Genomic DNA, 12,067 nt, shown 5'->3' on the forward strand with positions numbered 1-12,067 from the left:
TTATATCCTATCGAATATCACGGTATGCTTCGTGAAACGCGGCGGCTCGCCCGTCGCCCGCGCACAATGAAGCGAAACAAGCCAGCAGGAGCCAGCAGCGGTGCGTAATCGAATGACAGCGCGAGTGACAGCCCAACTTACAGCGCAACCTGTAGCGCAACCTGTAGCGCAACTGACAGTGCGACCCACAGCGCAATCGACATCGCTTCCCCTATTGCGATCCACCTTGCCCATCCCGGCGGGACGCCTCGCGAAGGGGCTTTCGTCGACCATTGTCGCGGTCAGATCGGCCTCCGAGCGTGGCCGTGCCGAGCTGATCCGCGATGTCGTGGATGCTTACCGGCGCTTTTACGGCAGCGTGCAGCGCTTCGTGATGATGCTGACGGACGATCGCTTGAACTTCGCATCGGTCGGTACCTCGGGTTCACATTCACTGAACCAGTTGCTCTCGATTCTCGCCGAAGAAGCCAGCGCCACGGCGTTCGTCCGTCTGCGCGAATTGAAAGCTTCGATCGAAGAGGCGCGCTCTGCCGAGCAGCTTCGCGACGCGATATTCTCGGACGCGTACAGCACCGATCTGGCCGCATTGCGCAAGGTGGTGGCGGAACTCGAACGGCTCGACGCGGCATTTATCGGCCTGTGCGTCGGGCATGTGCTTGATCGTCATAGCCACTTATGAACGTTTTTATTTGGCCATCGCTATATCCCGTGAAATATATCGTCAGCAACGCTTGCGTGGCGCGCCTGTCGAGCACTCACGTTCAGTCAGCCTGACGCCAGAACCGGATTCGAGGTCTTCATGCACACGCCCCCGTTTCGTCTTGCCCAGCCCTCGCGTCTCAAACTGTCCGGCGACGAGCTGGCCGGGACCGGTTTGCGCGCGGCCGATCCGTGCTGCACGCCGGCCAAGGCGGTGCTCGCGAACGCCAAACGGCGCGCGCGCCTTGCCGAACTCGACGGCCAACTGCATTGTTCGATCATCGGCACCTGTCTCAGCACCCACGAACTGCGCAAGCTGGTGCCTAAACTCACCGGCCGCGATAGCCGCGACGCGAGCGATCTGGAGATTCACCACTCGGCAGTCGAACTCGCGATCGATGGCGGTGCGGGCGCCAAAGCCCTGCACAAGTTGCTCGATGAGCACTATGCGGTGGCGATCCGCCGCTTCGACAAAGCCGCCGACGAAGTCGCGCTGCTGAAGCTCTGGGAAGAAGCACTGAAAAGTGGTGACATCCCGCCCGCTTACTGGGCGTTGATGACGCATCCGTACGCGACCCTGCACGTGCGCCAGAAAGCGTTCGGCGAATTGCACATGTTGTCGCATCTGGTCGGCGCGGCGAATCGCGCGGACATCCGCAGGCTGGTTGCGCTCGAAGCGGAAAACGCCGGGTTGAAAGAAAAAGTCGAGCGGCAGCAAGCCCGCCTGCAGGAAATCGGCATGCAGCGCGACGCGTCGATCGCCGCGCTCAATGAACAGATCGCGCAGCTCGCCGCCCTGGCCACGCGCCAGACACCAACGAACCCAACCGGTCTCGAAGCCGAAGTGTCCAGGCTGCGCGACAAGCTGGCCGACACCGACCAGCGGGTAGCGCTGCACACCAGCCGCCGTGAGGCCGCGGAACAACGGGTGCTGCAGGAACAAGGCGCGGCGCTCGCGTTACGCAAGAGCCACGATCAGGCGCTGGCGCTTCTCAAACTGGTGCAAGGCGAATGCGATGCGCTGGAGCGTGCAACGGTGGATGCGGCCCACGGCGTTGGCGCCGGGACGCGGCAAGCGAGCCTCGACAGTATGCGCGGCAAACGGATCGTGTATGTGGGTGGCCGCCCCGGCTCGAACGCGGCGCTCAAGCGGCTGGTGGAAGCCGCCGGCGGTGATTTCGTGGTGCATGACGGCGGCGTGGAAGATCGCAAGGGTCTGCTTGCCGCTGCGTTGCCGGGCGCGGATATCGTCGTGTTTCCGGTCGACTGTGTCGATCATGATTCGATGAATACGCTCAAGCGGGTGTGTGAGCGCCATCAGATCGACTACTACCCGTTGCGCACCGCGAGCGTGGCGAGCTTCGTCGAATTGGTGGACCGTCTGCGTCCCGAGCATCTTGCCCAGTTGGGCAAGCCACCGCCCTCGGCATTCTGCCTGCGCCACAGTTGAGCCGTTGACGGCGAGCGGTAAGCGGTAAGCGGTAAGCGGTAAGCGGTAAGCGGTAAGCGGTAAGCGGTAAGCGGTAAGCGGTAAGCGGTAAGCCGTCAGACCCGGGCGCCGAATCGCCAAACGCTCAGCGCCCGCCGCTCAGGAGCGAATCAGCCTGGTCAACTCGGCGATCTGTTTCGCGCAGCCTCGTTGCGCCTCGACTTCCACGTCGCGGTACAGACGAATGATGTTTTCACCCACCGGTGTCAGCGTGCAGCCACCGCCGCTTTGACCGCCCTGCTCCGAATGGGTGGCGGGTTCCTTGAGCGAGCGGTTCAGCTCGTCGATCAGCAGCCAGGCACGCCGGTACGACATGCCGAGACTGCGCGCCGCTGCCGAGATCGAGCCGTATTCGCGCACGGCTTCGAGCAGTTCGACTTTGCCCGGTCCGAGCGCAACGGCGTCACCGCTCAGAATGCGCATTCTGAAGCGCACCTCGGGGCGCGGTTTCGCGGATTTCGTCTCGGGTCTTGGTTTAGTTTTCGCGGTATCAGCCATGCGCGAAAGGATACACGAACCGCCTCACTCTGCCACCCTGGCTAAATGGCCCTCAATGCCCGCCGGGGAAGCAATACCCATAGTCTTCGCAGCCCGGACAACCGGGAGCGGGGCCAGGCTCGAGCCCTAACGAAAGCGCACGCTGCCGTGCAAGGAATTTCTTCCAGCGCAGATTGTCGACGTTCAGTTCGACGAGCCGCGGGAAAAAACGCGTCAGCATCCAGGTGACCTCTTCGCGGCCCGCAAGGCCGAGGTCGCGCCAGAGGTGATCGGGTCGCAGGCACGCGTGCGCAATGATCGAGGCAAGACAGTGGGCGTCGCTTGCGTCGACGGTGACGCTGGAATACGTGAGCAGGAACGCGCGCAGCGTGTCGACGAATGCCGCGCGTTCGCCGGTGTCGACAAGGGGCAACGCGGATAAAGGCACATGCGCGGGCGCATGCACGAAGTGCCGCTCCCGTAGTGCGCGCCATGCCGGTTGCGGCAAGCCCAGCAGCGCAAGTTCGTCACGCACGTCGCGCGCGGCAATCAGCCTGGCGAACAGTTGCGTGTCGGGCGACACGGGGTCTGTGGCCCCGGCCAGCCACCTTGCCGTACGTTCAGCGACTTGCGCATCGAGTGGCGCACGCAGCGGTGCGGCATCTCCGGCACCAGGCGAAAGCGGTTCGTCAGGCATGTGGGCGACACGGTGGTAAACAGGCGACCATGTTACGCCCGTCGTCCGAATCAGCTACACCAGCGGCCTCAAAACATGCGCCTCGATGCGCGCGAGACGTTTCACATGGCGTGGCGCGGGCAGAATATCCGACCCGGAAAACAGAATCGGCGCGCCGTCTTCGGCATCGAGCTTACGGCCACCGCATTCGTATGCGACCAGCACGTTCTCGCCGATCGGCGTGTTGAACAACTCATGCCATGAAAACGTCACGACGTAGCCATCGTGCCCGACCGCCACGAATACCGTGCGCTTGAACTCGCCCGGCACCTCGTTCGGCAGACCCGCCTCCGAGAGCAAGGTCGTCAAACGCACGCCGCGGTACGGCTCGACGCTGCGGATGAAGCGGTTGGTCGTGTAGCAGCGCAGATCGAACGGCGTCGACTGCACGCTTTCGTACGACTTGAGCCGTTCGAGGTCGAAAGACAACGGCCGCTGGAATCGTCCGCTCAGGACAAGTGCGCTTTCGACGGCTGGCGCGGCAATCACATTCACACTATCCATACGCGGTTATCTCCAGCATTGTTGCCTGAACGGCTTGTTCACTCGTTATGTCCGTGTGTATATTACGCTGCGATGACGGCCACGGCGCGGAAATGCGTCGATACCCGCTATATCGCCAGACATATCGGCCACTCCGCCGACCTCATCCGCATCCATAACAATTTGCGGCTCGCGTGGACCAAGCGGCTTCGCCGCCGGTCTCCAATCCGGCCGCTCAGGAGATTACATGCGCTTTTCGTCCCGCGTCTTGTCCCGCTTTTCATCTGGTTTCTCGTCCGCCCTATCAGGCACCACCCGCCTCGCCCTCGTCAGTTGTGGCTTGATCGCGCTGCTGGCCGGTTGCGGCGGCGATAACGTCGCGGCGGTTCCGCAACGTATCGCCGTCAGCGCCTCACCGAACGGCATCGCGGTACGCGCGGCGGACGGCGCTGTCTTTATCACCGACGACCAAACCAACGGCGTGCTCTCCTCACCCGACGGCCACACCTTCTCGCACTACGCCGGCGTGCCGGTCGTGGCCGGCCAGGCGAACAGCCTGAGCCAGTTGAGCTTTGCCGATGCCGGCACACTGATGATCGAACGCTTCGGCTTCGGCACCGCGAGCGCGGTGTTCAGCATCACGGGGGCGGACACGATCGCGCCGCTAAGCGGCCCCAATCCGGCGCGGCGCCGCCTCGGGCTCATCTCGATCGGCTCGAATCGCCTGCTGTCCACGTGGTTCATCAAAAACGGCAGCGCGCCTCCACAAGGCGGCCTGAGCCTGATCACTTACGACCCGAACGCCCATACCGCGCTCGAGAGCGATCTGCTGACGGGCCTCGGCAAGCCGGTCGGCGTGGCCGTGTCGGGAGACACCGTGTACGTCTCCGATCAGGCGAACAACAACATCGTCAAATCGAGTTTGAGCGCGCTGCTCGGCGGATCGCAGGCGGTGGCGCCAGGCGCGACGCTCGCGCAAATCAACAGCCCCGACCTGATGGCCGTCGACGCGAGCGGCACGCTCTATACCAAATGCAACACCAGCGGCCTCTGCCGGATCGCGCCGGATGGCACCATCAGCCTGCTTGCAAACGACTTTCAGGACGCTCGCGGTGTCGCCATCGACGCACCCCGGCATCTGCTGTACGCCATCGACCGCGCCGGCAGCACGGGCGGCACCAGCTACGTGCGGATTTTCCCGCTCAATTAATTGACCACACGGAGCGCGCCGCGACGCACAACGCCATGCGATGCCGTCGTAATATAGCGCTCTTAATAACGCATCGGGGTTAATCGCATGATTCGCAAGCTGCTTGCATCTTTCGTGGTCGTGGCCGGCGTGGTGACGGCCGCACCCGCCTTCGCGCAGGACGACACGGTCAACGTGCTGTATGCCGGCTCGCTCGTCAATCTGATGGAGCGCAGCGTCGGACCCGCCTTTGAAAAGGCTACCGGCCAGCACTTCCGCGGCTACGCAGCGGGCTCGAACAAGATCGCTAACGAAATCAAGGGCAAGCTGCGCCGCGGCGACGTATTCATTAGCGCCAGCCCGAAGGTGAACGCGGGCCTGATGGGCGAGACCAACGGCAACCATGTCACGTGGTATGTGAGCTTCGCCGAATCGCCCTTGATGATCGGCTACAACCCGCAAAGCAGGTTCGCCGCGGACTTCAGGAACAAGCGTTGGGACCAGGTGTTGCAGGAACCGGGCATCCGCATCGGCCGTACCGATCCGAAGCTCGATCCGAAAGGCGCCTTTACTGTCGAGATGGTGACGAAGGCCGCCGCGCTCTACCATCAGCCGGACCTCGTCGAAAAGACGCTGGGCGACGCGGAGAATCCCGCTCAGGTTTTGCCTGAAGAAACGCTGGTGGGCCGCCTGCAATCCGGCCAGCTCGATGCGGGCTTCTTCTACTCGACCGAAACCTCCGACCTGAAAATTCCGGCGATTCGTCCGGCGCCCGAATTACAGGCCAAAGCAAGCTACACGCTGACGATTCTCAGCGACGCCCCGAACCATGAGGGCGCGAGCAGCTTCGTCGACTTCCTGCTGAGCGCGCAAGGTCGCGCGCTGCTCAAGCAACACGGCGTCGACGTGATCAAACCGGCCGTCACCGGCAACGTGCAGGCAATGCCGCCTTCGGTCCAGGCCGTGATCGACGCAGCGCAGTAATGTGGCAAGTAAGGTGACAAGTAATGTGGCAAAACCGGCCGTGAACCGGTCCGCCGCGCGGCCACTCGTGTGGCTGGCGGCGCTGCTCGCCGTCTATCTGTGCGCGCCGTTTATCGCGAGCGTGCCGCAACTCGGCACGGCCGACTGGCCCAATGTCGACTGGCGCGCGGTGTGGTCGGCGGTCGGCATCTCGGCGGCGAGCGCCAGCGTGGCCTCGTTCGTGATTCTGCTCGGCGGGGTGCCGCTCGGCTATCTGCTGGCGCGTTCCAGCTCACGCAAGATGGCGCTGCTCGGCTTCGTCGTGCAGTTGCCGCTCGCCTTGCCGCCGCTCACGAGCGGCGTGCTGCTGCTGTTTCTGCTCGGGCCGTATAGCTGGGTTGGCCGTTTCACGAATGGGGCGCTGACGGATTCATTTGCCGGCATCGTGCTCGCGGAAGTCTTCGTGGCCGCGCCCTTCCTGATCATCGCCGCGAAATCGGCGTTTGCCGCGGTGGACCCGGTGCTCGACGACGTGGCCGCAACGCTCGGTCACCATGCGGGCAGCCGTTTTTTCCGTGTGATGTTGCCGGTCGCGTGGCCGGCGATTCGCGCGGGGCTCGCGCTCGCGTGGTTACGTGCATTCGGCGAATTCGGCGCGACGGTGATGGTGGCTTATCACCCGTACTCGCTGCCGGTCTACACGTACGTCGTATTCGGTGGCCAGGGCCTGCCGGCGATGATGCCCCTGCTGCTGCCGACGCTCGCAATCGCGATTGTTTGCGCGGCGCTGTCGATCTATAGCCTTCGGCAGAAAACCGCGCTCGAACAAACCGAAAATGGCGACGACGCGCCGGAGCCCGGCGCGGATCTCACCGCCAGCCGAGGCGAAACCGCCAACCTGCGTCTCGCCTTTCATTTGCAGCGCCGCCTGGGCGCTTTCGAACTCGACATTGCGTGGATGCCCGCGACACGGCGGCTGGCGGTCATCGGCCCGTCGGGCTCCGGCAAATCTCTCGCGTTGCGTCTGATTGCAGGGCTCGAATCCAATGCAGCCTGTTCCGTTCGGCTCGGCGCAACCGAGTTGAGCTCTCTGTCGCCCGAGCGCCGCCAGATCGGCTATATGCCGCAAGACTATGGTTTGTTTCCGCATATGACGGTCGCGCAGCAACTCGCGTTTCCCGTCGACGCCGACGCAGCCAGCGCGCGTTACTGGCTCGATCATCTTGGCCTCGCGCAACTTGTCGCGCGCCTGCCGCATCAGTTGTCGTTCGGTCAGCGGCAACGCGTGGCGCTGGCGCGGGCGCTCACGCGGCATAGCGAATTGCTCCTGTTCGATGAACCGTTCGCGGCGCTCGATACGCCACGGCGGCGACGCTTGCAGCAATCGCTACGGGCGTTGCAGCGCGAGATTGCCGCGGTGACGATCATCGTCACGCACGATCCCGACGAAGCGGCGCTGCTGGCCGACGAGGTGCTGGTGGTCGAACAGGGCCGCGTGCTGCAGGCGGGTTCCATCCGCGCGGTGTTCGAGCGGCCGGCTTCGATGCGGGTTGCCGAACTGCTCGGCTTGCACAATGTCGGCGAGGGTTTGATGGCCGCGCCGGGTCAAGTCGCGATTGGCAATGGTGTGGCGATCGCAACGGGTGATAGCGGCATGGCCATGCCAGCCGGGCAACGTGTGATGTGGCGCATCTCGTCCCACGCCGTGCTCATTTCGCCCGATGGCGCGTATGCCGGTGTGGTGGATGCCGTCGAATTACGGCGCGGTGAGCGGTATGTCCGCCTGAATATCGCGGGCGTCCGGTTCGACATCGCGAACGAAGATACCCGGTTGCAGGAAGGAAGCCCTTGCCGGATCGATGTTGACGGTGCCGGCGTGTCGGTCTGGAAGCTCGCTTGACCCGCGGCTAACGCTCCCCCGCGTGAGCCCGTTCCCTGACGTCGGACAACGCCACGTCCACGAGCAATTTTCCCGAATCGAACACGGTGACGAGCGCATCGTCCCAATCCGCTTCAGCGGTACGGTCATCCCACACGAGCGGCAGCGTCGCCGTTCGATACTCGCCGGTGTGACGGTTCACGAGCAACGTAAGCCGCCCTTTCATCGAGCGCTTGCCCGCGTCCGTGATCGGGTCCTTGTGTACGTCGTGCCATTCGTCGCCGAGCCGGATGGCCGAACACTTCATGGCGAAGCGCTGCGTGTCGCGGTTGATCTGCTGCAACAACGCACCGCCCATGCCGAACACGATGTTGTCCGCCGCAAAGCCGGCCTCATCCATGCCGGCAAGGATCGCCTCGATCGAATCAGGATTCACGCCGTCGCCCTGAATCACGCGCACGTGATTGAGCACGCGCCGCCCCTTGCCGTTCACCGCCGACCCGAACGACGCCTCGAGCGCCCGCATGGTCTGCAGGACGATCGTCAGCGGATCGCCGGAATCCGGCCGGATGACCAGGGTGCCGCCAGAGTCGAGCACCGCCTGCTTCAGTTCCGTGCCCCATACCTCCAGCGCGGAAAACAGGTCGTAGGAATCGGACACCACCGAAACGATTGCCCCCGGTTTGCCGAACTTCGCGATCATGTTGCGGAATGCGTCGGTTTCACGCTCGCGCCCCCATGACGTGATCGTGCTGTGCTCGGCGGCCGGCACCGAAAACGCCGCCATCGGTTCGTTGTAGTAGTGGTTCGCGGCAAGCACGCCGAGCACCGTATCCGAACCCATGAAACTGACGAGATGGGCCGAACCGCCGATCGCCGCCGACTCCGCACTCGACACGCCGCGCGCCCCGAAATCGTGTAGCTTGAACGGCAATTGCGTGAGGTCGTCGCTACTTTTCTCCAGATAGGCGCGGATCGTTTTGCGCAGATGCCAGCTTTGCGTCGCGACCGTAATCGGATACCACACGCGTAGCAGCATGGTTTCCAGATACGAGGCCAGCCAGAACACCTGCGGATCGTCGCACTCGACTGTCATCAGAACGTTGTGCGTGGGCACGACCGAGCCTTCCGGCACCGCGCGAATCCGCACAGGCAGATAGCCGCCGCAGTGCTCGACGATGTAACGCCAGCCGGCTTCGTTGAACGGCTCGCCGTGCGCCGTGAAAAACGCCTTCGCCTGCTCGATCATTGCTGGTGTAATGGGGCGGCACAGATACGTCTTGATCAGCATCTGAAGACCGAAGAACAGCGTGCGGTCATAGCGCCCGCCGCGTGACTCGATGTATGAAAACATCGCCGACGCTTCGGGCGGATATTGCAGATAGTGCGACGCCTTGTACGAATCCGTGTTGAGGATCGGATTGGACAGGATCGACGCCATGTCGTTGAACGGATTGATATCGCTTTGCATGGGTAACGTAGCGCTCGACGGCTCTCTCAAGGGTAATCGGGCCGGCTGGGGGTCTTGCCGCTCAGGCCGTAGCCGAAACTACACCATACATCGTCAAAACACGCCCGGAATCACCCGGAACCGCACCTTACCCCGATACGCCCGATACCGCTCGTCTTCGGACAGGAGCCGCTCCTCCCGCACAATGCGCCCAACCTGCAACGCGTACTGGCACCCGTAGACAATCACGTTCTGAATCCCGAAGTTCGCCAGCAAAAAACCCATATCCGTAATGAAGTACCCGAGGTACATGGGGTGGCGTATGAACCGGTAAGCGCCGTGCGACACCACCCCGCGATTGGCGGGCAAGATACCGAAAGACCTGCGCAGCGACACCTTCGCGAACATCTGCCAGAAAATCCCCAGCAACTGCAACGACGCACCGGCCAGCTCCGGAATGAGCTGAGTCCCCGGTGAAAGCCGCACGGCCAGAAAATAGAACGTTCCGCCTACCGAGCAGATGAAGGCAAACGGTGTCCAGTCACGTTTGATGGGCACCCGCGCAAAGAGCGACAACCCCAAAGTCATGAACGCGCTCACCACGAGCAGCAACAAGGTGACACGTGTGGGCGCGGCGAGCCATTGCTTGACGGCCGCGTAGGTAAAAATGCTCAACATGAGCGCCGCGGCGACGCGTGCGGAGATCTCGACCGCCGCCTCGCGCCAGCCGCCAGCCGGCGCCACGCCATCTTCTTCACCGTCGATGCGAGGTGCCGCGCTTGCCGGGTCGCCATGCGCGGCATTCTCGAGACGGCCGTCGCTATCGATTTCCCGCGAGCGTGTGGTTTCAGTCATGCCTTACTCGTTTCGATATGCGAATTATTTTTCAAGCCCACTGCATGAGTGGTTTCTGGTCCGCCCGTGCCGCAGCGTAACAGTCACAGCGGCCGGATGTCCATATGATGCCACGCGTTATGCCACACGCGCCCGGATTGAAGCCAGGCGCGCCAATCGCGCCAATCAGCGGCGATCGGTCTGGCTCAGCGGCCGGGCTTCAGTTGCGGCGGTACGTTCGGCCGCGGCGTGAACAGGCGGCCGAACATGCCTTTGCGGGGCTCGGCAATAGCGGGCCATAGCATATCGGCGAGCAGGCAGATACCTCGCGCCAGCGCGCTGTCGTGGGCAGCGTTGACGAGCGGTACGCCACGGTTGAGCGCTTCGTTGACCTGCCTGTCGTCACGCGCAAGCTGGTGAGCGACCTTCGCGCCTAGGGCCTGTTCGAGTGTCGGCAGGTTGATGCGCGCGTTCTTGTCGTATTGATTCACCACGACCCGCACCTTGCTGGGCGGATAGCCCAGTTCCTTGAAAATATCGAGCATCCGGCGGCCGCCGTGCAGGTAAAGCGGATGTTGCCGCACTACCATGCAGATCGCGTCGCTGTGATCGAGCGCATGGATTGTCAGCGGGGTGAGACTTTGGCCGATGTCGATCAGCACCGCGTCGTACTGCTCGCGCACTAGCGCGAGAATTTGCTCCAGTTGTCCGGGCAGCACCCCGGCCGCCTTGAGCGGGTCGCCGGCTCCCGCCAGCACATCGAGGTTCGCGTGTACGTGCATCACGCAGGCGTCCAGCAAGGCGGCGTCGAGACCGTCAATCTGCGAGCACAGATCAGGGAGCGTCACGGCCGGCGGCTTGTCGGCCATGAGCAGGCTTGCGTCGGCGAATTGCTGACAGAGATCGATCAGCAGCACGCGCCTGTTACGCAGCGCGGCGAGCGACCAGGCGAGATTCACGGCGATCAGCGTGGTGCCGCTGCCGCCCTTGCACGATGCCAGCGACACGATCCGTCCGGCACGGCGCACACCCGCACTTTTTTTCGCGGCAATCTGCGTGAGTGCCGCGGCAATCTCATAGGCGTCCAGCGGCCACGACAGTACCTGTCTCACGCCCACACGCATTGCCGCGGTGAGCAAGGCCGCGGACGGCGCCGGTGTCACCAGCATGCAATACAGCGCGGGCGAGCAGGCCAGCGCCTCTTCGACGCCATGCAGTTCGCGCGCGCTCAGATCGACGTCGTCGACAATCAGCAGATCGGCGCTCCTGATCGCGCGGGCATGTACGCGCAGTTGCCGCGCCGTGCCGTAAGCGGTGCGCAAACGAAATTCCACGCCGCTTTCTTCGAGGCGCGCGACGATATGCGGCGCGCGCTCCGCGCTGGACGAAATCAGGAAAATGTCGATCATGTCGGGCTCCACCGAACTGAAGCCTTCCGGTGGGTAAGGCCACGTCAATCACAGTCGGCGTTCAGGCCTGGTCGTCGGGTTCGGACGGATAGATGTCCGCGCCCCATTCGCGGTCCCGTTCGGGCGCAACCGGAATCTCATAGAGAGCCTCGCGCAATACGTCGCGCTGAATCTCGGCCTGCGCCTTACGTTTGATCGCCTCGGCGATCACCAGCGTGAGCAGATCGGCCGACGGCGCGGCGAATAATGGCCGCTGCCGCGCAAAGAGCCGCTGGTAGGAGAAACCGGCGCCTTGCGCCGTGCTGTGGTGATCCAGCCGCAATGCGGCCGGCTTGCTGATCGTTTTCATGACACCCCCGAATGAAGAGCCATCTCAAGACCATCTCCAGGTAAGCCGTGGCCCCGCGAGTGGGGGGGCCCCGGGGCCGGGTGACCTCGTAGGGGGGGGCGGGCTTTTGT

12 protein-coding genes are annotated in these 12,067 nt (G+C 63.5%); 5 read left to right on the forward strand and 7 right to left on the reverse strand.

Annotated elements, in window-relative coordinates:
* Positions 1–226 precede the first annotated feature (226 nt).
* Together PQR67_RS32140 and PQR67_RS32145 are read left to right on the forward strand one after the other, a co-directional pair.
* Positions 227–679 (forward strand): hypothetical protein, encoded by a 453-nt coding sequence (locus tag PQR67_RS32140; protein WP_408466835.1) that lies wholly within the window; start codon positions 227–229, stop codon positions 677–679.
* A gap of 120 nt (positions 680–799) precedes the next feature.
* Positions 800–2,149 carry a DUF2325 domain-containing protein gene (locus PQR67_RS32145; RefSeq protein WP_408466836.1) on the forward strand — a complete coding sequence of 450 codons (1,350 nt, stop codon included), beginning with the start codon at positions 800–802 and terminating at the stop codon, positions 2,147–2,149.
* A gap of 138 nt (positions 2,150–2,287) precedes the next feature.
* Here the strand turns inward: PQR67_RS32145 and PQR67_RS32150 are convergent, their stop codons facing one another.
* From PQR67_RS32150 to PQR67_RS32160, 3 genes are all read right to left on the reverse strand, one after another.
* Positions 2,288–2,611 carry a winged helix-turn-helix domain-containing protein gene (locus tag PQR67_RS32150; RefSeq protein ID WP_408466837.1) on the reverse strand — a complete coding sequence of 108 codons (324 nt, stop codon included), beginning with the start codon at positions 2,609–2,611 and terminating at the stop codon, positions 2,288–2,290.
* 127 nt (positions 2,612–2,738) lie between these two features.
* Positions 2,739–3,362: a nitrogen fixation protein NifQ gene (locus PQR67_RS32155; protein WP_408466838.1), complete on the reverse strand. Its 624-nt coding sequence runs from the start codon at positions 3,360–3,362 to the stop codon at positions 2,739–2,741.
* Between the two features lie 54 nt (positions 3,363–3,416).
* A complete protein-coding gene (locus PQR67_RS32160; RefSeq protein ID WP_408466839.1) occupies positions 3,417–3,905 on the reverse strand; it encodes a molybdopterin-dependent oxidoreductase in 489 nt (162 codons plus the stop codon).
* A 226-nt stretch (positions 3,906–4,131) separates the two neighbouring features.
* Here PQR67_RS32160 and PQR67_RS32165 point away from each other — a divergent pair, with 226 nt between their 5' ends.
* The 3 genes from PQR67_RS32165 to PQR67_RS32175 all read left to right on the forward strand — a co-directional run bounded on the left by PQR67_RS32165 (position 4,132) and on the right by PQR67_RS32175 (position 7,936).
* The gene (locus tag PQR67_RS32165) at positions 4,132–5,094 is read left to right on the forward strand and encodes a hypothetical protein (RefSeq protein ID WP_408466840.1); all 963 of its coding nucleotides are present in this window, start codon (positions 4,132–4,134) and stop codon (positions 5,092–5,094) included.
* Between the two features lie 87 nt (positions 5,095–5,181).
* The gene (locus tag PQR67_RS32170; RefSeq protein WP_408466841.1) at positions 5,182–6,057 is read left to right on the forward strand and encodes an extracellular solute-binding protein; all 876 of its coding nucleotides are present in this window, start codon (positions 5,182–5,184) and stop codon (positions 6,055–6,057) included.
* Between the two features lie 40 nt (positions 6,058–6,097).
* Entirely contained in the window at positions 6,098–7,936 is a 1,839-nt protein-coding gene (locus PQR67_RS32175) for an ABC transporter ATP-binding protein/permease (RefSeq protein WP_408466850.1), read from the forward strand.
* A 7-nt stretch (positions 7,937–7,943) separates the two neighbouring features.
* On the opposite strand, the gene PQR67_RS32180 is transcribed toward PQR67_RS32175, so the two are convergent.
* From PQR67_RS32180 to PQR67_RS32195, 4 genes are all read right to left on the reverse strand, one after another.
* Positions 7,944–9,386: a nicotinate phosphoribosyltransferase gene (locus PQR67_RS32180; protein WP_408466842.1), complete on the reverse strand. Its 1,443-nt coding sequence runs from the start codon at positions 9,384–9,386 to the stop codon at positions 7,944–7,946.
* A 93-nt stretch (positions 9,387–9,479) separates the two neighbouring features.
* On the reverse strand, positions 9,480–10,043 hold the full coding sequence (locus PQR67_RS32185; protein WP_408466851.1) for a methyltransferase family protein: 564 nt from the start codon (positions 10,041–10,043) through the stop codon (positions 9,480–9,482).
* Positions 10,044–10,405: 362 nt separating this feature from the next.
* Entirely contained in the window at positions 10,406–11,608 is a 1,203-nt protein-coding gene (locus PQR67_RS32190; protein WP_408466843.1) for a CpaE/TadZ family protein, read from the reverse strand.
* Between the two features lie 61 nt (positions 11,609–11,669).
* Entirely contained in the window at positions 11,670–11,957 is a 288-nt protein-coding gene (locus PQR67_RS32195; protein WP_408466844.1) for a hypothetical protein, read from the reverse strand.
* Positions 11,958–12,067 lie beyond the last annotated feature (110 nt).

Source organism: Paraburkholderia fungorum (genome assembly GCF_046026025.1).
GTDB lineage: Bacteria > Pseudomonadota > Gammaproteobacteria > Burkholderiales > Burkholderiaceae > Paraburkholderia > Paraburkholderia fungorum_E.